The sequence below is a fragment of the Enterococcus gilvus ATCC BAA-350 genome (assembly GCF_000407545.1).
Lineage (GTDB): Bacteria > Bacillota > Bacilli > Lactobacillales > Enterococcaceae > Enterococcus_A > Enterococcus_A gilvus.
Genome location: NZ_ASWH01000001.1, coordinates 1,092,426 through 1,117,976 on the forward strand (window position 1 = coordinate 1,092,426; position 25,551 = coordinate 1,117,976).

Here is a 25,551-nt window from a genome sequence, read left to right on the forward strand (position 1 = left end):
TAGGAAAGGAGTGATCGTTTGGCAAAAGTATTAGATGCCTGTTGTGGTAGTCGGATGTTTTGGTTTGATAAGGACAATCCAATCACAACATATATGGACAAAAGGCAATATTACGAGGAGTTAGATACAGGGCACATAATCAATGTTGATCCAGACGTTCTGGCCGATTTTACAGAAATGCCCTTTTCTGATAATGAGTTTGATTTAGTCGTATTTGATCCGCCGCATATGGTCAATGCTGGTGAAAATTCATGGTTGGCCAAAAAGTACGGCAAGCTTGACGGCAACTGGCCAAAAATGATTCACGATGGATTCAATGAGTGTATGAGAGTTTTAAAACCTAATGGAACGCTAGTTTTCAAATGGAATACTGATCAAATTAGTTTCAGAGAAGTATTATCCTATATCGATCACAAGCCTTTATTTGGTGATAAACGTAGTAAAACACGTTGGACAGTTTTCTTAAAAGAAGTCAGCTAACGGAGGAAACAAAGGAGGAAAAGTAATGAATAAAACGCTAGTAATTTGGTTTAAAAATGGTTCAACTTCATATTTTGAAAGAGTTGAAAATTTTGAACATGAATGGATAAACACTGACATGATTTCATTTGATTATTTTGGTGTTAGGTCGCAAGTAAAAAGGCATGCAGTGTTTAATTTTAAAACGATTGTTGGTTTTGCATTGGAGGACGACGAATGAAAGTTGAACACATAGCAAGTTCATCCTCATCTTGTTTTTACAAAAGATTGGTTCGGGTTTTAGCTCATAAAAAAAATGTTATCGATGTTAAGTATTCGACAACAGCGCTAAAAACGGAAAATGAGGATGATGAACCTGTCCAATACTCGGCATTAATTCTTTACGAAGATAAAAAGGAGTCTATTTAAATGATACCAATGTTTATCAAACGGTGGATGTGCAAATTGAAAGGTCATAATTTTGAAAGCTATGAGTTTAGAACTGGTCCCTATCCACTAGACATAGAAGAAGCCGGGCATTGTACGAGATGTGGTTTTGATACCCACGGAGATATTAAGGAGTATGGCGGATACGGGCGAGTATAGTTCCGTTAACGACGGGTACAACGGAGAGAAATACAGAAAGTAGGAAAAGAATATGGGAGATAAAGAATTTATTAAAGCGGCAAAAGGCGCAATCGTGAGGGCTTTTAATGATTGCAAAGGATCGTTGTATTCGGCATTGAAAGAGGAAGAGCTCTATGTAGTGTGGTTAGTCAAAGCGTTACAAAATAATAAAGCGTTGATATCTACATCTCGAAGTGGTGACGGTCTTTATTTTGAGGTCACTTATAACGGTGATAAGAGCGAAATGTATTTAGATGTGTATAAAAAGCAAGAAAATATTTGTGTGCCATATGAAAATAATCGTGACTGATCCGCAACATGATCGTTTTCAAGAAATAGGAGAAGCTCGGCACTGTTATCTTCATTTGTTTAAGGTAACATTTGCCGACGGTGATCAATACCTTGTTTCCTATTTCGATTTATTGGAGATAAAAGGTAAATGATTCACGCCAATTAGGGAGGTTTATTTATGAATAACAGCGAATTACCAGAAATTGAAAGACCATTTCGAATTAACGGGAAAGATTTGACTTTCTTAAAATTAGAGCATTCTGAAACCTCTGAAAACAATGTTCGAATTCAAGTTTATTTTCGTCACGAGGATGTCTGGCATTATCCGCCGACAAATCAAATGGTAACTCGTGCATGGAACGCGTTAGAAAAAAAGGGATTTCACTATGCGGATAAAGAGTATGAGGCGGAAGTTGAACGGCATAAAAAGATGGAGGAAGGAATATGGAAACTATAAATATTGATTTATTGAGAGAAGCATCAATCGAATTACGAAAAATTAAGGATGGCAAAGGCGGTTTAAAAGCAGCTGACCGTGTGGACGCTATGAAAGCTTTGGGTATTATTCATGGATTAGCTATGAAGCTAGAGGCCGGAGAGAAAGAAGCGGGTAAGGTTAAATGAAGAGATAAACTAACTCAGCATATCAAGGAGGTAATTATGAATAAGCAACAACAACGTGTATTAGAGTGGCTTAAAGTTCAGAATGAGAGTCCATATCAAGATCCATTTCAAACAATCTTTCTACTGATCAATAGAGCATCTAATCCGGAAAGAATGCAATACCCTAAAGAGTATTTTGAATTGTTTGATATTGAAATGTTCCAAGTCCTAGCAGCCTTCGCGGAATGGGGTCTTTCAAATGAAAAAAGCGATTAGAATACTCGAAAGCTATCTCGCGTTCAGAGCAACGGGGCATGAACGACCAGGTATTGAAAAGGCAATTCAAATTTTGAAAGAGGTGGCTGAATGAGTGGTATAGCAAAAGCCATTAGAGAAGAAGCAGGTCCCAATCCTGATTTAATAATGGATAAACCACAAGAAATTGGTTATTGGTGTGGCATATTTCGCGCAGCAGAAATCGCAGAGAAACGTGAAGAGCTGATCGATGAAGACAATATCATCGAGATTCTAAATGATTATGTTCAGTCTTGGTGCAGTGATGAGTTATCGGCTGAAAAAGAAATTGAATTTGCTCATAAAGTTATCGATCTGCTTATTTAAATAGATCCGGTAACCGACCCAACTGCATAGAAAAAGACCGCAACCTATGAGGTGGCTGCGGTCAGTGAGCTGGACATTGAGGATCAATAAAAAAGGAGTACCAGCTCATATGTATTGTACATCAAATAAGAAGTGGAAGTGAAACATATGATACCGGATATCGAAATCGGTAAAATTTATAAAATATCCGATGCAAGCCCGCCAGCGTTTGCCAAAATCACAAAAATTTCTAATCATGATATTTGGAACGATATCTTAGAAGATGACGAATTAACGCAGCTTGCATGGGGAGATTGGTATCAATGGGCCAATAAAAATATCTACTGCCATTTTGGAGCTGGATTCGACACGTATAGGCTGGTTCCGGCAACCAAAGAAGAAATTGCCATTTACGAAGATAAAGTTAGAAAATATCGATCGGAGGAAAACAATGATACCGAAGTTTAGAGCTTGGGTAAAACCAGGAGTTTTATCAAACCATCCCGACGGAGTAGTTGCGGATGCAAAACCCGACTTTTTAGGAATGGAATGCTTAGTAAAGAGAGACGATTTAAAAGGTAAAAAGTGCTTTACTGAAATATTTGATTTTGAAGACATCGAACTCATGCAATCAACAGGACTGAAAGACAAGAACGGCGTGGAGATATTTGAAGGGGATGTAGGATGGGATGACCACTTAGAAGTAAATGGAAAAGTAATTTACGATGAAGGAAAATTCATTTATGAATGGGAAAATATCTGCGACGATCTCTGTGAAGTTAATGCTGATATAGATGTTATCGGCAACATCTATGAGAATCCGGAGTTGTTGGAGGCGATAGAATGAAACTAAAAGAACTAATCGAGCAGCATACGTTAAAAGTTGTTTTGTGCGGTCACTGCGAATGTGGAGAGCGCAAATATGATTTGATTACAGATCATAATCTCGCTTATCCACCAATTCATGAGTCGACTATTTTAGAAGTTAAGCCAGAGTTGTTGGGGGTGCCGAAGTGAAAGATGAATTTATGGTTAGGTACACAAATAAACACGGTTTAGGCTGCACGATAGTCGTATATGCTGCCACGATGTTTGATGCAAAAGAAAAAGCTGAAAAAGAACTTGGTGATTACTTAAAGTCCATTAATGAGATTGTCAACTGTTCATTTGCACGAGAATTGATTCGCAGTCAAGACTTTGAGTAGATCCGGGATCGTCGCCAATGAAGGAGGTTTAAAAATGAGTGTTATCAAAATTATTTTCAATGTTTTAAATTTTTTAACGAATATTGCTGCTGTGTTTTGGTTTGGATCTTTCTTATTATATGGTGGTCTTTGGCAAGTCGGTAATTTTATGAGCCTCGGATTGCCAGGGATATTGCGAAAAAGCAAAAGACTATACAAGGAGGATGACAAATGATTCCTTATTTCATGGCATTAGTAATGTATTATGCGTTGAGATTTTCAGGTACAAGCTTCAAGGAATGTGTATTCTTCTCGTTTCTTCTTCTATTTGGACTTGCATTTTCAAGGATATTTAGTATCGGTGACGAATTAGTAAAAAAGTGATTGAATAACTAATAACACTATATATTGTATGCGAAAATACGTTCCTACGATATATTGTGGATAAAGCTGTTAATTTGTGCATAACAAATACTTTGGGGAATAATTTGATTGGGAGGAAACGATTTGGAAATTCAGGTACATGAACTACCAGAATCTCAGTTAGATATGATTGCTGAGAAAGTAGTTGCTGGGTTAGTAGAAGCAACTAAGCAAAGGCGAAAAGAGCTAAGGTCCAATTCATACCATAATACAAGGACACTCTTGAGGAATTACTACAGACTAAAAACTCACTGCAAAATTGTAGAGGAACAAGTCGAAGAAGATTTTGCTTCGATGTGGAATGACTGGCGCTTCGATGTAGATAGTCTACTAGAACATAAGGCGAAAACGGCTAAATTAATGAAACATGTTGATAAGGCTTTAGTTGAACTAAAAGCAGAAGATGAACGAGCCTATGATATTTTAAACATGAAGTACCTGCTGCCTAAGTGTTTTGCTGATGAATACATTGCATCGAGATATGCTGTTGATCGAAGGACGATAGGGAAGTGGATAAAAAAAGCTGTTGAGCAGTTATCGGTATTTATCTTTGGAGTGGATGTTGTAATTGATTGGTTATAGGGCGCATTTGTGGCGCCACGAGTGTACATTAAAAGTGTTACTATGATAGCGTGAAATAAATGTGATTAATCCATCAAGCAGACGACTCAAATTAACTTTATTGGCATGAAGTTTCTCCTTATACCTCTTAACATACAAACGTCTAGCTTGGTGGATTATTCTCTTTTTGACTACACTGCCACTTTGCGGAAACAGAGTAGGCAAACAATTGGCGGCATGAAATAATGATTTCTACATTGAGCATGCCGTCTTTATGTCACTGTGGCGGAAGTAGAAGACGTGTTGCATGCGTGCGAGGTTAATGCTTAGGCAACCATGAGTGGGGCGGTGCCACTCCAGTGACTTAGGGAGGACTTAGTAAACTGGCCAACGCTAAGCATCTGACCCGAAAGCATATGCTAGGAGGTAGCTCCTCCGGTGGACGTGTAGCATCATGGTGATGCGTCTGACTGTTAGAGTTGGAAATGAGGTCGGTTCGATCCCGGTCACGTCAATAGGGACGAAGGTGCCCAAGAAACACCGGGACATAAGCGCCCACAATTAGCAACCGAGCATTCCTATCTGCCAGGCATGGATAAACAGTGGGTTCCATAATGGAGTAGGTTGCTTAATACATATTTGGTTAGATGGTCGGAGTTAGTAATTAATCTAATTCCACGATGACTGGGATAGAATCAGTAACCCTGTCTATCCAATACATAATCAAGATCGCTTAGGCGGTCTTTTTTCTTTTACAAAACAAATGTTGCGTTAGCGAGGTGGTGTCACATGTGAAGAAATACGAGCAAGCTTTTGAGGATTATCAAAAAGGGCTGAAATATCGAGAGATTGCCGAGAAATACAATGTATCAATCAGCACAGTAAAAACTTGGAAGTCTCGACATTGGTCTAAAGAAAAGGTTGCAACCAAGGATGCAACTATTCCAAACAATAAAGGAGCACCAGAAAGCAATAAGAATGCTGTTACACATGGGCTATTTGCTAATTGGCTGCCGGAAGAAACCTTAGAGATCATGAATGAGGTTGCAACCTCTAAACCAGAGGATATCCTTTGGAGCAATATTATGATTCAATACACAGCGATCATTAGGGCGCAAAAAATTATGTATGTTTATGATGGCGATCTTTCGAAAGAAGTATCTAAATGGTCTTCAAGCGAAAGCGGTAGTTCAGAAGAATATGCTATTCAATACGCTTGGGATAAACAAGCAAACTTTATGAATGCTCAATCACGTGCAATGAGTACGCTGGCCAATCTTATTAAACAGTTCGTAGCAATTGCTGACGAACAAGATGAGCGACGTAAGAAACTTGAATTAATGAATACTCAAGTCGATTTAGCGAAAGCTCAATTGAAACAGTTAGATGATGATTACGATCCGTCAGAAGAACAGACGGTGATTGTTGACGACATACCGTTAGTCGAAAGTGAGGTTGATTCAAATGGCGATGCAAGCCAAGACGAAGCCTCAGATTAAACTAACTGGAATGATTAACCCTCATTTTTATAAGATGTGGCACACACAGTGCCCGTACATCTTAATGAAAGGCGGACGTGGATCATTTAAGTCGTCAGTAATCAGCTTAAAGCTCGCGACTGAAATGAAGAAACATACGCAAGCAAAGCATAAAGTCAATGTTGTTTGCATGATGAGTCAGCATAAATATTTGCGTGATGCTGTATATTTACAAATCAAGTGGGCTTTAAATATGCTGGGCGTTGCAAATGAGTTCAGATACCGAATGTCACCGTTAACTATTATTCATAAGAGGACCGGATCAGCGTTTTACTTCTATGGCGTCGATGATCCTTTGAAGCTTAAATCTAATGCGATCGGCGATATTATCTCATTGTGGTATGAAGAAGCTGCTAATTTTCAGAGCAGTGAAGTATTTGACCAAACCAACGCTACATTTATTCGTCAGCGTTCTGAATGGGTAGATCAAGTAAAAGTTTACTATTCATGGAATCCTCCTAAGAATCCTTATGACTGGGTAAACGAATGGGTAGAGAAATGCAAAGAATTGGATGATCATTTAGTAGACCATTCAACTTACTTAGATGATGAATTGGGTTTTACCGAATCACAACAATTAAAACTCATTCAAACTTATCGTGACAATGACGAGGACTATTACAAGTGGCTTTATTTAGGCGAAGTAATCGGCCTTGGTACTCTCATATACAATATGACTCATTTTAACTCTTTGGATGAGTTGCCTGAGGATGACTATATTACTCAAATTTGTTTTTCCATTGATAGTGGGCACCAAATATCAGCTACAACGTGCGGCTGTTATGCTATCACTAAAAAGAACAATGTGATTCTATTGGACACGTATTACTATTCACCAGATGGGAAGATAAACAAAAAGGCACCCGATGAATTAGCAAAAGATCTACATGATTTTATTGAAAAGTGCCAGGCGGAATACAATAAGTTCGCTTATAAAATCACGATTGATTCTGCGGAAGGCGCATTAAAAAATCAATATTACAAAGACTTTGGGGTAGCTTTCCACCCCGTTGCAAAAGCAAAGAAAGTTGACATGATTGATTATGTACAAAACTTACTCGCTCAGGGTAGGTTTTTTTATTTGGATACAGAAGCCAACAAAATATTTATTAAAGAGCACAGAGATTATCGATGGGATGAAGATACGTTGCAGTCCGATGACCCAAAAGTTATCAAAATTGATGATCATACATGTGACCAGTTTCAATACTTTGTAAAAGATAATCTCAGTGATCTAGGTCTGAAATGGTAGGTGAAATCATGGGAGTAATTCAAACGATCAAAAGTATGTTCAAGAGAGGAGTTGATAGTGTGAATATGAGCGTTAACGGAAAAGATATAGCGAAGATCACTGATCACCCAAAAATCGGGATTGATTCGCGAGAGTACGTTCGAATAGCGGAGAACTTCAAATATTACGCTAATTTATTTCCGGATATCAACTATAAAAGTTCATTTGGCAACGATAAAAAACGAGAATTTAAATCATTGAACGTGACTAAGACTGCTGCGAGACGATTGGCTAGTATTATTTTCAATGAAAAATGTAAAGTTACGCTGAACGATCCAAATGATAGAAAGGATGTTTCTAAAGAGATTAAAGAAGCATCTGAATTTTTGGAACAAACATTATACGACAACAATTTCTATAATTTATTCGAATTGAATCTTGAGAAAGGTATCGCTGCAGGAGGATTTGCTATGCGGCCTTACATTGATGGAGATAAGATTAAAATCTCGTGGATTCGTGCAGATCAGTTTTACCCGTTACGTTCAAATACAAACGAAGTTAGTGAGTGTGCTATTGCTACTAAATCAATTCAAACTGAAGGTGACACAAATTACTACTACACGCTCCTCGAATTTCATGAGTGGCAAGACGAAAAGTACGTTATCAGTAATGAGCTTTACAAATCTGACAACAGTAACGTTGTTGGAAAGCAAGTTCCACTGTCGATTCTATATCCTGACTTAGCTGAAACAGTCACACTAGAAGGCTTGCAGAGACCGCTTTTTGCATACTTCAGAACGCCTGGAGCTAATAATAAATCGTTAGAGAGCCCATTAGGTGCCGGCATTGTGGATAACTCAAAAGAGATTTTAGATACGATCAATACAACACATGATCAGTTCGCTTGGGAAATTCAGTTAGGGCAGCGGCGTGTTGTTGTGCCGGCAGAATTCCTCAAAACGGATGAGGCACACCCGCCAATGTTCGGCACGGACCAAAACGTATTCGCTGGTGTATACGGTGCTGAGAATATCGGGGTCAAAGATATTACAACACCTATTCGTACAGTTCAATATAAGGACGCTATCAGCCATTTGATTAAAGAGTTCGAGGTGCAGGTTGGTTTGTCAGTGGGTTCGATGAACTATGCTGATGACGGCATTAAAACGGCCACTGAGATTGTTTCTAACAATTCCATGACTTATCAGACACGTTCAAGTTATTTGACTATGGTTGAAAAAGTTATCAATGAGCTTATTCATTCTATATTTGAACTTGCAGGATACGGAGAAATGTTTGAAAGCGAGAAACCGCTATTCTCTATTGAATATGATAGTTATTTAGTAACAGTTAGTTTTGAGGATGGTATATTTGTCGATCGCGATAAACAGTTGGAGAATGACCTAAAAGCTGTTACAGCTGGTGTAATGCCTAAGAAACAGTTTCTCATTCGCAACTACAATCTAAACGAAGATGAATTGGAAGACTGGTTGTCTTCGCTGAAAGAGGAACTGCCGGAAGCAGGATCAAGTGAGCGTCGCAGCCAGGATGCACTTTTTGATTTAGGTGATTAATCATGATTACACAAGATAAAATGCAGCGTGATGCGGATTCAATCACTAATATTTATTCAGAACTGGAAGACCGAATTTTTACCATAATCATTAAAGCGTTAAAACAATCTCGCTTTGAAAATGTTGAAAAAGAAGACGTACTACTATGGCAAGCTAAGCAGCTATCTAAAATGGGCGTGCTTAACGAGAATGTTATTGATCTTTTGGCTAGTTACACAGGAGAGACACAAGAAGCAATCGAACAATTAATCAAAGGTAACGGCGTAAAAGTAGTTAATGAAATTGATCGAGAGTTAGAACGAATGGTCCATAAAAGTGTTCCTGTATCTGACGACGTAAACAAAATTCTAGACTCTTTGGTTCGTCAAACGTTCAAAGATTTAAACAACAATGTCAATCAAACGTTAATCACCACGAATTTCAACGAGAACGCAGTAATGCGAGCCTATCAAGCAATTCTTAAACAATCTACCTTAGAATCCATGACGGGTCTTAAAACGCACGAGAAAGCCATTAGAGATAATGTCTACAAAATGGTTGATATGGGAATCAAATCAGGGTTCGTTGATAAGGCCGGACGTGAATGGTCGATGGAAGCTTACTCGAGAACAGTGATTCAATCCACCTCGCATAGAACGTTTAACGATCTTCGTTTGAAACGAATGGAGGACTTCGATTGTGTCACTGCATTAATGAGTAGTCATCCATCTGCTAGAAAAGCATGTGCAACGATACAAGGGGATTGGGTATTAGTTGTGCCGAAGAACAAAGCACCGGATGAATTTAAACATTTGCCTTCTATCTATGATCATGGTTATGGCGATCCAGATGGCACCCAGGGAATTAATTGTAAGCATATCCTTTATCCCGGAAGGCCAGACATCAATACAAACAACCAACCTCAATATGACGCTGACGAAGCTCAAGAAAATGCTGAAATACAACAAAAACAGCGTAAGCTTGAGCGTGATATTCGCTATCAAAAGAAACGTATGAATGCGGCGTTAGAATTGGAAGATCCCGAAACTGTACAAATGTGTAAGCAAGTGATTTCTGACAAGCAGAAACAATTAAGAGAACTTATTAATGACAATGAGTTCTTGGTCCGTGATTACAGTAGAGAGCAAATACAAAGTTAATAATTTTAAGCTTAGCAATTGCTGGGCTTTTTATTTTGCCCCGAATACGGCGTTAAACTGTTCAATCCATCGAGGGCGTAGCCTCGTTAAACAACGAAAGGATGAATGAAATGAAACGAGAAGAATTAAAAGAATTAGGTTTAACAGACGAACAGATTGGGTCAGTAATGGCCTTGCACGGCGTAACTGTAAACGAACTGAATAGCAAGGTGTCTACCGCGGAACAGCAAGCGACTCAGTATCAAGAACAGCTAGAAAAAAATCAAAGTGAGCTTGATGACTTTAAAGCAAAGTCTAAAGGGAACGAAGATTTGGAACAGCAAGTGACTGATTTACAAACGCGTCTTGACCAAAACAAAACCGATTCTGAACAACAGATTGCAGATATTAAGAAATCATCAGCAATCGACTTAGCCCTAACACAAGCAGGGGCTAAGAATATCAAGGCTGCTAAAGCTTTACTAGATGGCGAGTCACTGGAACTAGCAGAGGGTGGATTAAAAGGATTAGATGATCAATTGGCCGCGCTTAAAGAAAGCGACGGCTATTTGTTTGACTCAAATGAGCCTGCGCCTCCCAAGCCCGGTAACAAAAAAGCCACTTTCAACGGAAATGCTAGTTCTGTGCAAAACGTTGAAGAAGATGCTTTTGCTAAAGCATTAGGAATCATGCCAAACAAAAATTAAATTGGAGGGAATAAAACATGGCAATTAATTACATCACAAAAGACAATGGAATTTTCGATCAAAAAATCACCCAAGGGCTGTTAACTACTATCTTAGGTGTACCACAAGTAGAATTAGTAAACGGTGGTAAATCATTCACTCTTACTACTATTTCAACATCAGGTTTGAAAGATCACACGCGTAACAAAGGATTTAACAGCGGTACCTATGGAAACGACAAGAAAGTGTACACAATGGGTCAAGACCGTGACGTTGAGTTTTACATCGATAAACAAGATGTTGATGAAACAAATCAAGATTTGGCAGTAGCTAATATCTCGAATGTATTTATTACAGAACACGTCCAGCCTGAAATTGATGCTTACCGTTTCTCTACTTTAGCTGTAGGCGCAGGCAAGACTAAGGAAGAAACAATTACTGAGAAAAATGCTTACTCTGCAATTAAAGCTGCTATTTTACCAGCGCGTAAATTCGGCCCGCAAAACCTAGTAGCGTTTGTATCAACAACGGTAATGGATGCACTAGAACGATCTACTGAGTTCACTCGTAACATTACCAATCAAAACGTTGGTCAAACCGCCTTAGAATCCCGAGTAACTTCGTTGGATGGTGTTTTGTTAGTCGAGGTTTGGGACGATACTCGTTTTAAAACGAAATACAATTTTTCAGATGGATATGCTGCTACAGCTGACGCGCAAGACATTAATATCTTGGTTGTAGCTAAGCAATCAGTTATTCCAATCGTTAAAGAAAACACTGTTTTCTTGTTTGCTCCAGGCGAACATTCTCAAGGCGACGGGTACTTGTACCAAAACCGTCTGTACCACGATTGCTTTATTAAAGAAAAACAAAAAGACGGAGTTTCTGTATCTTTAACCCCAAAAGCATAGCCCCAGCGAAAGTTGGAAAAGTAGAAGCTACAACTGATGGGGCTAAAATCACGCTTTCTTAGAAGGGATTGATTCTATGTACCTTACTCACGACGAGTATACGTCCCTAGGCTTTAGCAAGATAGCTGAAGCAAAAGTATTCGACAAATTAGAACAATACGCTGAGCGCCAACTAAATCGTGTTACCGGTGATTTTTACATGAAAAACTCTTTGTCAGATGATACTTTCAAGTACCGTGTAGACAAGTTCAAAATCGCAATGGCTGTTCAAATTGAATACCTTAATTCCGTTGGAGTTACATCATTATCAGAGATTTTAAGTGCTTCGCCTGCCAGTGTTAGTGTCGGTCGTATGCGTATTGAATCAGGAAATACTAATGCAGCAACGGTCGGTAGAACGATGGTCGCTACAGAGGCGTATAACGAATTGATTTATACAGGGCTTCTTTACAAAGGAGTTGATTATAGATGATTCCATTAATGCCAAAGGAGTACTGCAATCAATCCATTGTGCTGCGTCTAATACAAGGGAAAGACAAATGGCAGAAGCCTATTTTTTCCGATCCAATTACGATTAAAAACATGATCTTTCAACCGCAGACAGTATATAGTGGTACGAATAACAATAGGCAAGTGGTAGCGAATGCTATCGCTTTTCTATTTGGTGGTGTTTCTGATCCAATGCCAGTGATCAATAAGAACCATGTTGGGTCAGAACTTGATTTTGAAGGCGAAAGCTACACCATCACAACGATCGTAGATAATCGTAACCCTTTCAGCAATGAAGTTTACTCCTATGAACTGGAGGTGTTGTAATGCTTCATGTGAAGGTTGAAAAGGGCAGTGTAGATCGTAAGTTATCCGTGGTGAACATCAATTCAGCGCTTTACTATATGACCGCACAAATGCATCCAGATATGAACCTCTACGCTCCGAAAAGACAAGGTAATTTAAGAGACAAATCATTTGTTAATAAGAACCGAATCACATATACAGTTCCTTACGCTAAGCCTCAATTTAGAGGGATGGTTAACGGCAGTAGGATTAAGAATTATACAACGCCAGGGACAAGCCGGCGTTGGGACCTTAGGGCAAAAGCAAATCATATGAATGCTTGGCGTAAAGCATTTATCAAAGGAGGAAACCTGTAATGGATTTATGGGAAAGACTGTCCGATTCGATAGATTCTATACAGGGCCTTCCGATGCCGTGCTCAATGGGGTTTCTCGATGGAGAGGATACACTCTGCGTTTATTCAATGCCGGGTAGCCGAACAGTCGAAGAATACTTTGACGGCACGAAAGAACGAGAAATGCTTTACGAAGTAGGATTTAATACAAAAGATCAAGAAAAAGCCAACAAAACATTATGGCTTATATCAAATCATTTAGACGAGCTCTCAACTCTGAATTCAGAGGATGGGAGTTTTGTCTTTTTAGGCATCGAAATAAGTGAGACGCCATTTGTTAGCGAACAGGACGTGCAAGGGATATCAACTTATTTACTAGGCATCAAAATCACAATTCATCAATTTAAAAATTAGGAGGAATTACACATGAAAATGGATTTACAGAAATTTGCCGAGGAACCAAAAAAAGAATTTTTACTAAATTTTAAAAACAAAGTAGAGATCGACGTTTCGGGGAAAACAGACCTCGCAGAAATTGCTAATGCGGATTTTGCACTCTTAGCAGCAGGTATTACTACCATCACTCCTGCGGCAGCCGATACAACGGATGCTTCCCCATATTACGATGGAGAAGGTTTTACTGACTCAACAGTAACAGGTAAAAATATTACCTTTGCAATTGCTGGGCATCGAGTGTTTGGCGATAAAGCGCAAGATTTTGTTGCTGCCAAATTCTTAGCTATTGGGGATGAGTTACGTACACTAGCTCAATGGACGGATGCCAAAGGCAACAAAGTTCAAGCTGTGGTTACATTGACGGCTATCGTACCTTTTGGTGGAGCTGCGAATGCTAAGCAAACATTCAGCTTTACGTTAGCTTTCAACGGCAAACCTACATTGGTGAAAGCGGGGGAGTAGTTAGCCCGGCTGTTGTAGGGAACATAACACCAACAGCCGATGGGGCAGTAATCGAACTAACATAGAAAGGAAGCTTAAAATGGCGCGAACTTTTGAAATTAATAAAAAAGATGGAACAAATGTGGTTCCAGCAGGAGCAAGTCCATTGACTATCACTGGATTGGCTGCTGAAACAGCAGTTAAGAAAGGTGATTATGTTGCGGTAGCAGTTGAGAATGGCACAAAGTCAATTCCGACTGATATCCCGGCTTTTACAGTTAAAACAGAAGAAGGTTAACCAATCGGTTAGCCTTTTTATTTGAATTTAGGAGGAACATAAATGGCTATTAATAACATTATCGACTTAGATGCAAAATTAGCACTCACTAAAACAGTGAAAATCGCTGGTAAGAATTATGATATTTCAATTTCCGACGAAATTGATTGTGCGCTTTCTGATTACGCGTATATTGATGTAACAGTTCAATTGAGAGATATGGCATCCAAACTTGAGAAGTTAGATGGTGTGGAAACTACTACAGCTGATCAGTATAAATCATTTACTCAAGAAGAATTGATCTCAATGAGGAATGGTGCTTTAGCGACGCTTGACGTTGTTTTAGGACAAGGAGAAGGCCAACGTATTTACGATCATTATGGGCAAAGTACAAAAGCAGTTAATACCGTTATTGGCCTCCTTCGAACAGAATTGGATAAAGTAATGGTCGAACGCAAAAAAGCTGCCGACAAGCACTACAGCAATCGGCATAAAAACAACAAAAAGAAGTGATTTAATTGTTTGATTTAATTGATGATCTTGAAACAACCATTTTGATTGAAGATCACGAAATCCCTTTGGATTTGTCTTTTGATACAGTACTGAAATTTTACGAACTATTGGAGGACGATCGTTTACAATCCTTCGAGAAAATATATAAAGCTTTTGATCTATTTTATTTTGGAGACGAAACGCTGTCCAAAAACTTTACGTTCGAGCAAAAGAGTAAGGCTGTTGAAGATATCAGCAATTATATTCAGAGAAATCCATACGGAAACGAAGATAATGGCGATGCTGGATTCGAAGGTGTTGAACCTGAAAAATTGTACTCCTATACGCAAGATGCAGGGGCAATTTACTCCTCTTTTTTTTCTGATTACGGAATTGATTTGCTGAAAGAACGAGGAAAGATGCATTACATTACGTTCAAATCACTGCTGGCCGGATTAAGTGATAAAACACAATTTCAACGAATTCTATCTATTCGATCTAGAACAGTTAGCGGATTAGAAGGAGAATCACTGACAAATCTTTTGGAGTTGCAACAGTATTATGCTTTGGAGTCCGAAAAAACTGTGGATAACTTAGATAATCAATTAGGCAGCATGTTCGATATGTTAGCTGCCCAAGCACAATCAAATAAATAAGGAAAGGAGGTACATACATGGGAGCAGATGCAACGATTAACATTGATGTCATGCTGGCTAATTTACCTAAATTCAAGAACGATGTTTCTCTAGTAGACGAGCTTTTAGCTAAGCTAGGAATAAATGCCGGTTCGAAAATGGATGAATCATTTAAATCCGAAACAACAAAGATTGAATCTATTGCTAAGTCAACGAAAAAAGACATTGATCAATCGTTAGACAAGCCAGTAAAGTTTACCATTAAAGCGGATAACTCAGAAGCTGAAAAGGGCGTCAAAGAAACCAAAGCGTTCTTGAAGGACATTCCCAAAAGCAAGATTACAGAATTGAAAGCGGAAAATGATGGCGCTAGTCTGAAAATAAAGGCACTCAAAAGTGATATTTCAGCTATTCCTAATCAAAAAGAGACTACTCTAAAAGCTGATGCTAATCAGGCTAAGGCGGAGACCAAAGAACTGGGAGATACCGTTGAAAAAACTGGCGCTAAATTTGTGGGCCTAAAAGAAATCATTGCTGGAACATTCATAGGCAATGCATTTTCTAAGGGTGTTGAGTCTGTTGGATCGGCTTTTAAAGAAACGTTTGGACGAGTAATCGAGTTAAACGATGCAAGTGTTGAATTTACGAACACAATGGGTATTTCACAAGATCAAAGCAAGAAATACAAAACAGCATTAAACGATTTATTCAACAGCGGATTGATTGAGACGATGGACGAAGGCAAAGAGATACTAAAAACTATCAATACTCAACTAGGTGATTTGCCAGCAGATCAACTCAAAAAAGTCTCTGAATATTCCGCTATCTTACAATCTCAATTTGGTATGGACTTAAACGAATCTTTGCGTGGTATAAACTCACTTATGACAAATTTTGGTTTAACTGCAGAAGCTTCATTTGACTATATGGTTAAAGGTGCTCAATCAGGACTAAATAAAACGGATGAGTTGGGAGATAATCTTGCAGAATATGGCCAGTTGTGGTCTCAGGCAGGATTCAAGGCCGATGAAATGTTTGCGATTCTTGATAACGGGTTAAAGTCAGGTGCTTACAATCTGGATAAAGTGAATGATTTTGTTAAAGAGTTTTCAATATCCTTAAATGATGGACGTATTGAGGATAATTTAGACAAATTCTCAGGAAAAACACAAGAGATTTTCCATGCTTTTAAAAATGGGCAAGCCACCTCAAATGACGTATTCAAAAGCGTTATTTCCGATTTAAAAGGAACTACAAATGAGCAGGAAAAACTTGCCCTAGCTTCGACTGTTTGGTCAGCCCTTGGGGAAGACAACGCGATGAAAGTCATCGAAAGCCTTGGCGATGTTAACGATACGTTCAGTGATGTAGGGGGCGCAGCTAAGGACACACGTGATGAAATGGAAGAATCATTCGGTGTACGAATTAGAAAATCAATTCGTGAAGTTACAAGTTCTTTAAATCCAATAGGCGAAAAATTAATGGATATTGTTGAAAAATATCTGCCTGACATGAAAAAAACAGCAAAAGACACCTTTGGGAGTGCCGTTGAATATATCGGCAATCTATTTTCATACTTGGACAAAAACAAGTCGACAATCGGAAATATCACAGGGAACGTTAAAGATTTAGCAAAAGCGTTACTCTCAGGAGCATGGGAGCAAGTAAAAGATATTTTATTCGGCGTTGCTGATATGTTCGGCTTGATCGATGATAATACAAAAAAAATCAAAGATCCTCTTAAACAGGTGGATAAAATCATTGAAAATCTAGCTGACAATAAAGATAAAGTTGAATTACTGGGTAAAGCACTTGTGACTATGTTCGCAGTAAAAAAAGGTTTTGAATTCATTTCGATGATCAATCAAGCTCGTAAATCTTTACTTGAATTTACTGCAGTCGAAAAAGCAACTAGCTTTTTAAGCGGAGGATTTGGAAACGCCACTAAAGCAGGAGTGACGGAAACGGTCGCTCAAACGGCTACAACAGTAGCGCCTGCTGCTATAGGTGGAGCTGAAACTGCTGTTACGGCTGGATTATTAGGGCGATTTAGCGGTTTAGCTAAATTGTCCAACTTAACTGCTGGGTTATCAAAATTAGTTCCATTTATTGGTATTTTGGGTAGTCTCCCTGAACTTTTTAAAGAAGGATCAACAGGACAGAAAGTAGGCGGGTTTGCTGGATCAGTTGGAGGGACTGCTGCAGGTGCAGCAATAGGGACAGCTATATTGCCCGGTATCGGAACAGCTCTTGGAGCCGCAGCAGGCGCTTGGGCTGGCAGCAAGTTTGGTGAGGGATTTGGAGACAGCATTCAAAAGTCTCTGAATGGAAAACCATTGAAGCCTAAAGTAGAAAAAACAAAAGCTGAGATCGAGGTCGAAATAGACGAAAAGAAAATCAGCAAAAAGATTACCCCTGCAATTAACAAGTTAAACAAAGAACTTCTTATTAAGATGGGAATTGATACTAAGAGTGCTCAAAAAGCAAAAAAAGAATCCGACAAACTTTTTGAAGAGATGGGCAAAGACATCGATGATTACTATGACAGCAAACAAAAAAGATCCAAAAAGGATCTAGATTTACTTGTTAAACAAGGGGTTATGACACGTAAAGAAGCTGACAAACTCCTAAAAAAAGAACAAGAAAACAATGATGCTTCCAAAAAAAGTAAAAAAGATGCGCTCATAAAAATGCAGACGACCGTCAACGAGTACTACAAGAAGGTTGAAGAAATTCAAAACGATTCTAGTAAGAGTGAAAAGCAAAAAAATAAAGAACTAAACAAGCTAAGAAAACAGTTTGTTAAGGAGTATGTCGCTGATCAATTTGCCATGAATGGAAAAGCGGTCGAAGCAATTGAAAGCGGAGCTAAAGAACAAGAAGATTTGCTTAAACATCTACGTAAACAAAAAGGTAAATTAAACGCTAAAGATTTAGAAGCCACTCAAGAAGAAGCGGACAAACTATACGACGCCTCTGTTAAACCAGCAAGAAAAGCTCGGGACGATATTATCAATGCGGCTGACAAAAAGTACAAAGAGACTGTTAAAGCAGCTAAACGTCAACGAGACGAGACGGGTACTCTTTCTCAAGAACAGTATGAGAAAGTTGTAAAAGAAGCAAGAAGGCAACGTGATGGGACTAGAGATGCTGCGAATGACCAATTCAGCAAAGTAACCTCAAAAGCACGTGATCAAAAAAATAGGGTTAGTTCAGAAATTAATGCGCAAAAAAATTCAGTTGTAAGAAACGCTCAAGAGCAAGCTAGAGAACATATTGGTGCATCACAAAATGAATCAAGAACTGTTCAGGGGTCTTGGGAAGGCTTAAAAAGAAATCTGTCAAGTATTGTTGAAGCGATCGCACACGGTATAGGTAGTTTGATAAATGGACTGAACAAGGATTGGGGCAAAGGTCTCAAAAATTTCAAATTTGGAGCCCATGCAAAAGGTACTAGCGGATTAACGGAAGATGAAATTGCGCTAGTTGGTGAAGAAGGGTTTGAAATGGCGCATCATCCATCTAAGGGAATTTTCGCGGTCGGTGTAAATGGTCCCGAAATTAGACCTTTACAAGCAGGTACGTCTATTTTACCTCACGAAGCATCGAAACAGTTCTTATCTATGACAAAAGGACTTCCTGCCCATGCGGATGGCGTGTGGGGGACCATTAATAACATTGCTGACTGGGTAAAAGAGAAAGCCGAAAATGCTGCTGACTTCGTTAGCGATGGTGCTGACAAATTGTATGAAACAATAACAGATAAATTAGGCGTTTCAAAATTCTTAGGTTCACTGGGAGGAGAAGGAAACGCAGAGTTTCAAACAGCTAAAGGCGGACTGAATTATGTTGAAGACAATGTTGTCAAATACGTCCAAGAACTTTTTGATAAGTATCAGAGCGAAATAGGTGGTTCAGGTAGCAGGGGCGAATTCATTAAATACGTGTTGGCTCAACAAGGTAAACAATATGTTTGGGGAGCTGAAGGCCCAGACACATTTGACTGCTCTGGATTAATTATGTGGGCGTTAAAACAAGTCGGAATCCAATTCCCACATTACACAGGAGATCAATGGGGAGCGACAGACCATATCAACGAAAAAGAAGCGCGTCCTGGCGACTTGGTTTTCTTCGGGCCTGGAGCAAGTCGACATGTTGGAATGTATACAAAACCTGGAGAAATGTTTAATGCTTCTTCTCCTAATGCTTATGGTCCTGGAAATGGTATCGGTTATAGTCCATATGCTGCACCTGATTTATTAGGATTTGCAAGAATAAAGCAACTGAGCGATGGTGGCGGAGCACCAGGCAAAAGTTTTCAAGGTAAGTGGGATCAAGCTATCAGTACAGCTGCGGCACAAATGAAGGTATCCGTAACAGCCTCTGATATAAGAAATATTCTTAGTCTGATTCAACATGAATCAACTGGAAATGAGAAAGTAATTCAGAGCTCTGCCGTATGGGATGTAAATACCGCATCGGGAAATCCAGCGAAGGGATTGCTTCAATTTATTCCGCAAACATTCGCAAGATATGCTATGCCAGGTCACGGAAATATCTTTAGTGGATATGATCAGCTATTAGCATTTTTCAATAATGCTCGATGGCGTTCTGAATTCAATCCAATGGGTGGATGGAGTCCAAATGGCCCTAGGAGATTCGCCGAAGGAGGCGAAGTAAACAGTCCTACGCTCGCTTGGATCGGTGAAGACCCTAGTTATGCTAAGGAATTTATTATCAACCCTGCTAAGGACAGCGCTGATTTACTTATCCAAAAAGCAATAGCGGCTAGAGAGCAGTATAAGCCAACACCTTCTACTCAAAACTATTCTTCAAGCGACAACTCAACCGGTCGCTTTGTGACTCAATCTGATTTAAATCAGTTAATAAATAAGATTAACGAACGACCAGTTAAAGTGAACAGTATTTTGGATGGAAAACAAGTTGGACATTCAGTTGATCAAACAAATGCGGGAACTTTAAAACGTAAACTATATACGGCAAGGAGGGCTTAGATGGTAAAAACAGATGTCTTATTAAAATTTAGCGATTGTGATTACTGTTTGACGAATGATCATGATATTAAAGTTGCTTCAATTGTCATTGGAATGCCAGTCCCCAAAAATGAATTTACATCATTCCAAGGATCTGTCGGCCAAAGATTAGTTAATCATTCATTTGATTCATTTCCAATCATGCTTGATTTTGATTTAAAGGTCAGCACTTTAGACGATCTCGTTTTAAGAGAAACTGAGTTGAGAGAATTGTTTTCTCGAGAAGCTGAATACTATTTCATCTATTCGAAAGAGCCGGGAAAACGTTATCCGGTGTCTTTAGACAGTATATCGGTTACAAAAAAAGCGTTTTTCATGTCTCATTTCACTGTATCTTTTAATGTGTTTAAAGGGTACGCTGAATCGATTACCTCAACGCTATCTGATTTTAGTCTGAATAATGAATGGCAATTCAGTCAGGGACTTGTGGATGGAGATTATAAATATACTCATGAAACTAGTCGTTTTACTATCTTTAACGCTGGGAGTTTTCCTGTAGATCCTAGAGAAGTGTATTTAAAAATCACTTTACAAGGTGAGTCTGGAGGAAATGCGACCATCTTTAACAGAACTACTGGGGAAAGATTCATCTATTTCCCTGAGTTCTCTACTAACTTAGGCCAAACAGTCACTTTAGATCGTGTATACCCGAAACTAAATGGTGTTAGTCGAGGCATTGATACAAATCATGGATTAATCACCCTAGTCGAAGGGATCAACGAAATTGAAATTCAAAATGTAGCTAACGTTAAATCTTTCTGGGATTTTCGTTATTTATACAAGTAGGTGATATCATGACTGATTTGTTAGTTAGAAATTTAGAGGAGAGTAAAGAAGAAATCCTTATCGGTTATGATAAGGATTCTTTCTATGAATCTTGGCAAGAAAATGAAACGTGGGAAGTCAGTTTTACTATACAAAGAACAAATTTTAACGGAGTTAGTTTTGATTTGATTGGTTACGAAAACATTTTGATTTGGAATGGACAACGCTTTGTAATCAAGCAAATGACCAGTTATGCTTCCGGCTCAAAAATATATAAGGATGTGACAGCTACTCATATTTACTATACGATTCAGGATTGTAGACAATATAATGGTTCACTTACTGGGAATTTGACAATTAATCAAGTTTTATCACATATTTTCAAATCGGGAAACAATGGTTTTACCTGGGAGGTTATAGATCCGATCGGTGTATTTAGTAAAGTTGAGCAAGAAAACTTCGGAAATGGGAACTATTTGGATCTTATAAATGAGGTTATAGATGATTACAAATGTGTAGTTATTCCTGACAATAAACACCTTAGGTTCTATCCTAGAGAGGAATATGGACAAACTACAGAAAAACAAATCCGATATAAATTTAATACTGATGAAGTGAAGTTTGATATTGACACATTTGCTTTAAAGACTCAAATCCGCGGTTTTGGTAAAACGGATGATAAAGATAACTATATTTTTAGTCCAATAACTTATACAAGTCCTTTGGCTGAGAAATATGGTATTAGAGTTCAAGATCCGGTTGAAGATCAAAGATATACAATACCGGGAAATATGTCTGCTCGGCTAAAGCAAGAAATACATGACTTTCCTGATATTTCTGGCTCAATCTCACTAAAGTGGGTTATTGAATTGGAAAAAGGCGATAGAGTTCCATTTATCTATGAGCCTTTAAATATTAATTCGCTTATACGAGTGGTAGGTATAACTTGTTACCCTGCATTGCCTAATAAACCGCCTGAGATCACGTTATCGAATACAAAGAAAACAATGACATCAATACTAGCGAACTTAGCTAGGAAAGGAGTGATTTAGTGGAACTACTAAAACTCATTAAAAATCGGATTTCAACAGAATGGAAAAAAACATTCAACGATAATGTGGATATTTTGAACGGTATTACACGTGACCAAAATCAAAAAATTGACGTCGTTGACAAAAGAATTGACAATTTAGTCCTACATTCGGGCGGTGAGTCCCCGAATGAAGTAGTGGATGCACGGGTAAATAACCGAGCACAACAATTCGATACACTTCAGGGAAGACTACTCGCTGGGGAGTTCACACATGATGAAGACATGGCGGAAATACGATCAGAATTGGAAAATCAGAATGTAATTATCTTAAAGATGGATAAAAAGCTCGATAAAATACTTGGGGAATACGGTGGTACACTAACTATCTATGTTTCAACGGAGAGGGGTAATAACAGTACGGCGGATGGGTCGCAAGCGATGCCGTTTAAGACACTCCAAGCTGCAGTGAACACGATTCCACTATTAACGTCGAGTCAAGTCGTTATTCTCGTTGAAGATGGCACGTTTCTTGAAGATGTTCGTTTTAGAAACATCTATTCGGGCGGTATTTATATCAGATCGGTCCAAGATACGACGAATCTTGATCCATCAACAACTGATTGTCCAGTTAAAGTTCGGTCAATGTCGTTTATGTATTGCACTGGGTACCTTCAATTACGAGGAATCCAATTTATAGATCAAGGAAATGCACCGTCTATAGGTAATACAAGGTATTCGCTGTATCAAGAACAAGGCGGATACATGAGTTTGGCAAAATGTAAGTTTGCAGAGAATACAAAGTCAATTGCCAATCACAAATCTATTTATGTTGGAGGAAGCTCAAAAGCCACGGTTGGGTCAGATACTGCTTTTATCAATCAACTGATGTGCTTGTATGCAGTAGGGATGGCTGAGGTAAATGTATCAGGTATTAAAGGGTCTTCAAATAGCGAACTGTTAGTGGTTTGGAACGGCACTGGAAGAATCCCAAGTGATTTAAATATCGCTACAACAAATACTAGAACGATCGAAAGAGGATTGATTTTAACAAAGGGGTCGGTGATCTAATTGTTCAAAACAAGTGAAGAAATAATTGTGATCCAAGCCGAAGCAACCACTCCTATACCTACTGGAGTGGTTTTTTGGTCCCATGACAAAGGTACTGCTAAACTGATCATTCAGTTGAAAAAAGGTCATATAAATCAGACTTTATCTCAAGGCACAATCGTTCCGATCCTTTTAGAGTTCAATTCAGACACAGCAGCTAAGGGAAAAGGACGTCATATTTACCATGCGGTAATTGAGAATGCTTTAGAAGGAATCGTTTCTATTGTTTTAGAAGACAATATTTTGGGTTACGTTGGACGTGTAGATGGTTCGGTTTATATTGAGTTGCCTGATTCACGATCACTTGATACTGCCGGCCGGTTTACTTTTGACATTAAACGAAGCCCTATCGATGAGGATGTTCCTGAATTGGAAGATTATTATTGGCAAGGATTCAGTGAGATTAACAAAGAATTTGTCGACATGAAGAAGAAGCTGGACAAGGCTATCATTGATTTTGGAGACGAAAAGAATGACATCGTTCAAGAATTTCATAGAAAATTTACTGAAGTTAATACAGCTTTAACTGATGCATTAACTGAATTCGAAAAAGGAAACTTTTATCCTAAACCTGAAGCAGATGAGCTTTTTTTCGGCGACGCAGATTTGGCGACTGAAGAAGAAGCTGAAACTGGCGATAGTGACCAGAAACTCATGACTCCTCTGCGAGTCTTTCAGGCAATCGTTAAGTGGACAAAAGACAAGTTCGTATCTATGACTGAAAATGAAACAGTATTGGGGATCAAGAATTTTGCGAATGGTCTTCAAGTTGGGGGAAGAAATGTTCTTTCTCAAAAGGGAGAAATTGTATTTGATCATACTAGCGAAACAGATTCCTCTATTCAATCTGGAATAGTTAGATTTAAACGATACGGAGATTGGATTTTAGTCAATTTTAATTTCCAGTGTAGAAGTACAAATATTGCCTCTGGTGGGAACCTCATTGACGTTTTAGAAGCTGATATTATCCCCTCTGGTTCAATTCAAGTAGATATTACTTATGACAAAGCATTGACTATAGATGCTTCGGGTAAAGTAACTGCACTGTGGGGGCTTAATACGAATAGTTATTATGCTGGATCGGCTGTGTATTTTGCAAAAAATAAATTATAGGAGGAAAGAAATGAAAACTATTTATAAGGTCCTATATCCAGTAGGTTACGAGGAACACGAGGTCGCAGATGATTTTCCAACTTCTATTCCGTTTGTGGAAGATGTGCCGCTTCAGAATTTGAAAAATCCGCAATCTCAGTTCTATAATTTCTCTAAAAATAAATGGGAAGAAGTCGTCACTCAAAATTACTCTGAACAAATAGAAATGCTTGAAACCTTAACAGAAGCAGTTCAAAGAGAAAACGAGGAGCTTAAGAAGGCGGCTGAAGAGCAAGCAATCCAAATGACGGATACGCAACTAGCGATAGCCGAAGTTTATGAAATGCTGGTTCCTGCAAACAAGGAGGCTAAATAAATGGCAAATATCTACGTCAATTTGATTCAGAAAGGTCTGAAAACTATTGAGGAAGTACCAAAGACAATTAGAAAAGAAGTACAAGCGATCTTGGATGCAGACATTGCGGATTAAGATTGCTTTTTATTTGCTCAGAAAAGAGGTGAATACAATGGCAGTAGTCTATGCGACGTTGATTATCAAAGGTAAGAAAACGATCGAACAAGTACCTGGTCTGATCCGCGAACAAGTGAGAGAAATCTTACTGGATATGGATTTACCAGAATTAGCAGAGTAGCACACTTTCGAGTGTGCTTTTTATTTTGATTGGAAGGTGGAAAGGCATGTGTTGAACATTGAATTAGTTACAAGGTGGATTGAATGGCTAACGGTAATCGGCGTGGCTGTGCTAACAGTTATTCGACCCATTATGAATAGCTTCAACAAGATAAGTGAGAACTTGACCAAAATGACTCACAGTTTAGATTTATTGAATCGTGATTTACAAGCAAGCAAAGAAGATCGAACAAGTATCCATGACGAATTACAACGACACGATGAACGGTTGGATTCTCATAACGATCGTTTGATTGAACACACACAACAGATTAAAACCCTATACAAAGAAAGGAATAATTAAAATGAAAATCAATTGGAAATTAAGAATCAAATCGAAAGCATTTTGGGTGGGTGTTGTTCCACTAGTCATTCTATTAGTTCAGGCGGTCGCTGCTGCATTTGGCTATACATTAGATCTCTCTTCATACGGAGATAAAGCATTAGCTGTAATCAACGCGCTGTTTGCTTTACTGGCTTTCTTGGGAATTACTGCCGACCCTACAACGCATGGGTTATCTGATAGCGATCAGGCATTGGCCTATTCGAAACCGAAGAAGGAGGGCAAATAGT

Annotated in this window: 39 protein-coding genes; all 39 read left to right on the top strand. The window is 38.7% G+C overall.

What is annotated here, in order from left to right; genetic code table 11:
* The first annotated feature begins 18 nt into the window (after nucleotides 1-18).
* The 39 genes from I592_RS05395 to I592_RS05570 all read left to right on the top strand — a co-directional run bounded on the left by I592_RS05395 (nucleotide 19) and on the right by I592_RS05570 (nucleotide 25,550).
* The gene (locus I592_RS05395; protein ID WP_010781228.1) at nucleotides 19-480 is read left to right on the top strand and encodes a class I SAM-dependent methyltransferase; all 462 of its coding nucleotides are present in this window, start codon (nucleotides 19-21) and stop codon (nucleotides 478-480) included.
* Between the two features lie 25 nt (nucleotides 481-505).
* Nucleotides 506-700 carry a hypothetical protein gene (locus I592_RS05400; protein WP_010781227.1) on the top strand — a complete coding sequence of 65 codons (195 nt, stop codon included), beginning with the start codon at nucleotides 506-508 and terminating at the stop codon, nucleotides 698-700.
* Nucleotides 697-888: a hypothetical protein gene (locus tag I592_RS05405; protein ID WP_010781226.1), complete on the top strand. Its 192-nt coding sequence runs from the start codon at nucleotides 697-699 to the stop codon at nucleotides 886-888. The genes I592_RS05400 and I592_RS05405 overlap by 4 nt, the downstream gene beginning before the upstream one ends.
* Nucleotides 889-1,065: a hypothetical protein gene (locus I592_RS21600; protein ID WP_010781225.1), complete on the top strand. Its 177-nt coding sequence runs from the start codon at nucleotides 889-891 to the stop codon at nucleotides 1,063-1,065.
* A 52-nt stretch (nucleotides 1,066-1,117) separates the two neighbouring features.
* Nucleotides 1,118-1,396 carry a DUF6275 family protein gene (locus I592_RS05410; RefSeq protein ID WP_010781224.1) on the top strand — a complete coding sequence of 93 codons (279 nt, stop codon included), beginning with the start codon at nucleotides 1,118-1,120 and terminating at the stop codon, nucleotides 1,394-1,396.
* Between the two features lie 159 nt (nucleotides 1,397-1,555).
* Complete coding sequence (locus I592_RS05415) at nucleotides 1,556-1,834, top strand: hypothetical protein (protein WP_010781223.1); 279 nt, start codon at nucleotides 1,556-1,558, stop codon at nucleotides 1,832-1,834.
* Nucleotides 1,822-2,001 (top strand): hypothetical protein, encoded by a 180-nt coding sequence (locus I592_RS05420; protein WP_010781222.1) that lies wholly within the window; start codon nucleotides 1,822-1,824, stop codon nucleotides 1,999-2,001. The genes I592_RS05415 and I592_RS05420 overlap by 13 nt, the downstream gene beginning before the upstream one ends.
* A gap of 36 nt (nucleotides 2,002-2,037) precedes the next feature.
* Complete coding sequence (locus I592_RS05425; protein WP_010781221.1) at nucleotides 2,038-2,256, top strand: hypothetical protein; 219 nt, start codon at nucleotides 2,038-2,040, stop codon at nucleotides 2,254-2,256.
* Between the two features lie 90 nt (nucleotides 2,257-2,346).
* Entirely contained in the window at nucleotides 2,347-2,601 is a 255-nt protein-coding gene (locus I592_RS05430; RefSeq protein ID WP_010781220.1) for a hypothetical protein, read from the top strand.
* A 147-nt stretch (nucleotides 2,602-2,748) separates the two neighbouring features.
* Nucleotides 2,749-3,048: a hypothetical protein gene (locus I592_RS05435; RefSeq protein WP_010781219.1), complete on the top strand. Its 300-nt coding sequence runs from the start codon at nucleotides 2,749-2,751 to the stop codon at nucleotides 3,046-3,048.
* The gene (locus tag I592_RS05440) at nucleotides 3,032-3,427 is read left to right on the top strand and encodes a YopX family protein (RefSeq protein WP_010781218.1); all 396 of its coding nucleotides are present in this window, start codon (nucleotides 3,032-3,034) and stop codon (nucleotides 3,425-3,427) included. Before I592_RS05435 ends, I592_RS05440 begins: the two co-directional genes overlap by 17 nt.
* On the top strand, nucleotides 3,424-3,597 hold the full coding sequence (locus I592_RS21605; RefSeq protein ID WP_010781217.1) for a hypothetical protein: 174 nt from the start codon (nucleotides 3,424-3,426) through the stop codon (nucleotides 3,595-3,597). Before I592_RS05440 ends, I592_RS21605 begins: the two co-directional genes overlap by 4 nt.
* Nucleotides 3,594-3,785 carry a hypothetical protein gene (locus I592_RS05450; RefSeq protein ID WP_010781216.1) on the top strand — a complete coding sequence of 64 codons (192 nt, stop codon included), beginning with the start codon at nucleotides 3,594-3,596 and terminating at the stop codon, nucleotides 3,783-3,785. Before I592_RS21605 ends, I592_RS05450 begins: the two co-directional genes overlap by 4 nt.
* Nucleotides 3,786-3,819: 34 nt before the next feature.
* Complete coding sequence (locus I592_RS05455) at nucleotides 3,820-3,999, top strand: hypothetical protein (RefSeq protein WP_010781215.1); 180 nt, start codon at nucleotides 3,820-3,822, stop codon at nucleotides 3,997-3,999.
* 272 nt (nucleotides 4,000-4,271) lie between these two features.
* Entirely contained in the window at nucleotides 4,272-4,769 is a 498-nt protein-coding gene (locus I592_RS05460) for a hypothetical protein (RefSeq protein ID WP_010781213.1), read from the top strand.
* 770 nt (nucleotides 4,770-5,539) lie between these two features.
* On the top strand, nucleotides 5,540-6,247 hold the full coding sequence (gene terS, locus I592_RS05465) for a phage terminase small subunit (protein WP_010781212.1): 708 nt from the start codon (nucleotides 5,540-5,542) through the stop codon (nucleotides 6,245-6,247).
* Nucleotides 6,213-7,538, top strand: coding sequence for a PBSX family phage terminase large subunit (locus I592_RS05470; protein ID WP_010781211.1), 1,326 nt, complete (start codon nucleotides 6,213-6,215; stop codon nucleotides 7,536-7,538). Before terS ends, I592_RS05470 begins: the two co-directional genes overlap by 35 nt.
* The gene (locus tag I592_RS05475; protein WP_010781210.1) at nucleotides 7,532-9,091 is read left to right on the top strand and encodes a phage portal protein; all 1,560 of its coding nucleotides are present in this window, start codon (nucleotides 7,532-7,534) and stop codon (nucleotides 9,089-9,091) included. The genes I592_RS05470 and I592_RS05475 overlap by 7 nt, the downstream gene beginning before the upstream one ends.
* Before the next feature lie 2 nt (nucleotides 9,092-9,093).
* Nucleotides 9,094-10,230, top strand: coding sequence for a phage minor capsid protein (locus tag I592_RS05480; RefSeq protein WP_010781209.1), 1,137 nt, complete (start codon nucleotides 9,094-9,096; stop codon nucleotides 10,228-10,230).
* Between the two features lie 110 nt (nucleotides 10,231-10,340).
* Nucleotides 10,341-10,916 carry a phage scaffolding protein gene (locus I592_RS05485; protein WP_010781208.1) on the top strand — a complete coding sequence of 192 codons (576 nt, stop codon included), beginning with the start codon at nucleotides 10,341-10,343 and terminating at the stop codon, nucleotides 10,914-10,916.
* Nucleotides 10,917-10,933: 17 nt separating this feature from the next.
* A complete protein-coding gene (locus I592_RS05490; protein WP_010781207.1) occupies nucleotides 10,934-11,806 on the top strand; it encodes a hypothetical protein in 873 nt (290 codons plus the stop codon).
* Between the two features lie 76 nt (nucleotides 11,807-11,882).
* Entirely contained in the window at nucleotides 11,883-12,278 is a 396-nt protein-coding gene (locus I592_RS05495; RefSeq protein WP_010781206.1) for a head-tail connector protein, read from the top strand.
* Nucleotides 12,275-12,622: a putative minor capsid protein gene (locus I592_RS05500; RefSeq protein WP_010781205.1), complete on the top strand. Its 348-nt coding sequence runs from the start codon at nucleotides 12,275-12,277 to the stop codon at nucleotides 12,620-12,622. Before I592_RS05495 ends, I592_RS05500 begins: the two co-directional genes overlap by 4 nt.
* Nucleotides 12,622-12,957, top strand: coding sequence for a minor capsid protein (locus I592_RS05505; protein WP_010781204.1), 336 nt, complete (start codon nucleotides 12,622-12,624; stop codon nucleotides 12,955-12,957). The genes I592_RS05500 and I592_RS05505 overlap by 1 nt, the downstream gene beginning before the upstream one ends.
* Entirely contained in the window at nucleotides 12,957-13,349 is a 393-nt protein-coding gene (locus I592_RS05510) for a phage tail terminator protein (protein WP_010781203.1), read from the top strand. The genes I592_RS05505 and I592_RS05510 overlap by 1 nt, the downstream gene beginning before the upstream one ends.
* A gap of 12 nt (nucleotides 13,350-13,361) precedes the next feature.
* Nucleotides 13,362-13,853, top strand: a complete 492-nt coding sequence (locus I592_RS05515) for a phage tail tube protein (RefSeq protein ID WP_010781202.1) — start codon at nucleotides 13,362-13,364, stop codon at nucleotides 13,851-13,853.
* Between the two features lie 79 nt (nucleotides 13,854-13,932).
* Nucleotides 13,933-14,130 (top strand): hypothetical protein, encoded by a 198-nt coding sequence (locus I592_RS05520; protein WP_010781201.1) that lies wholly within the window; start codon nucleotides 13,933-13,935, stop codon nucleotides 14,128-14,130.
* A 42-nt stretch (nucleotides 14,131-14,172) separates the two neighbouring features.
* A complete protein-coding gene (locus I592_RS05525) occupies nucleotides 14,173-14,622 on the top strand; it encodes a hypothetical protein (RefSeq protein ID WP_010781200.1) in 450 nt (149 codons plus the stop codon).
* Nucleotides 14,623-14,627: 5 nt separating this feature from the next.
* On the top strand, nucleotides 14,628-15,257 hold the full coding sequence (locus I592_RS05530; protein ID WP_010781199.1) for a Gp15 family bacteriophage protein: 630 nt from the start codon (nucleotides 14,628-14,630) through the stop codon (nucleotides 15,255-15,257).
* Nucleotides 15,258-15,274: 17 nt separating this feature from the next.
* Nucleotides 15,275-20,251 (top strand): NlpC/P60 family protein, encoded by a 4,977-nt coding sequence (locus tag I592_RS05535; protein ID WP_010781198.1) that lies wholly within the window; start codon nucleotides 15,275-15,277, stop codon nucleotides 20,249-20,251.
* Nucleotides 20,252-21,076 carry a phage tail family protein gene (locus I592_RS05540; RefSeq protein ID WP_010781197.1) on the top strand — a complete coding sequence of 275 codons (825 nt, stop codon included), beginning with the start codon at nucleotides 20,252-20,254 and terminating at the stop codon, nucleotides 21,074-21,076. It abuts the gene before it with no gap.
* Nucleotides 21,077-21,084: 8 nt separating this feature from the next.
* Nucleotides 21,085-22,107, top strand: coding sequence for a phage tail protein (locus tag I592_RS05545; RefSeq protein ID WP_010781196.1), 1,023 nt, complete (start codon nucleotides 21,085-21,087; stop codon nucleotides 22,105-22,107).
* A complete protein-coding gene (locus I592_RS05550) occupies nucleotides 22,107-23,156 on the top strand; it encodes a hypothetical protein (protein ID WP_010781195.1) in 1,050 nt (349 codons plus the stop codon). The genes I592_RS05545 and I592_RS05550 overlap by 1 nt, the downstream gene beginning before the upstream one ends.
* Nucleotides 23,157-23,183: 27 nt before the next feature.
* Nucleotides 23,184-24,308, top strand: coding sequence for a BppU family phage baseplate upper protein (locus I592_RS05555; protein ID WP_244265157.1), 1,125 nt, complete (start codon nucleotides 23,184-23,186; stop codon nucleotides 24,306-24,308).
* Between the two features lie 10 nt (nucleotides 24,309-24,318).
* Nucleotides 24,319-24,663, top strand: a complete 345-nt coding sequence (locus I592_RS05560) for a hypothetical protein (protein WP_016250186.1) — start codon at nucleotides 24,319-24,321, stop codon at nucleotides 24,661-24,663.
* A complete protein-coding gene (locus I592_RS22140) occupies nucleotides 24,664-24,777 on the top strand; it encodes a CD1375 family protein (RefSeq protein ID WP_010739627.1) in 114 nt (37 codons plus the stop codon).
* Nucleotides 24,778-24,814: 37 nt separating this feature from the next.
* The gene (locus I592_RS22145; protein ID WP_010740102.1) at nucleotides 24,815-24,940 is read left to right on the top strand and encodes a CD1375 family protein; all 126 of its coding nucleotides are present in this window, start codon (nucleotides 24,815-24,817) and stop codon (nucleotides 24,938-24,940) included.
* A 57-nt stretch (nucleotides 24,941-24,997) separates the two neighbouring features.
* Complete coding sequence (locus I592_RS05565) at nucleotides 24,998-25,282, top strand: hypothetical protein (RefSeq protein WP_425268433.1); 285 nt, start codon at nucleotides 24,998-25,000, stop codon at nucleotides 25,280-25,282.
* 1 nt (nucleotide 25,283) lies between these two features.
* Nucleotides 25,284-25,550: a phage holin gene (locus I592_RS05570; protein ID WP_016250188.1), complete on the top strand. Its 267-nt coding sequence runs from the start codon at nucleotides 25,284-25,286 to the stop codon at nucleotides 25,548-25,550.
* Nucleotide 25,551 lies beyond the last annotated feature (1 nt).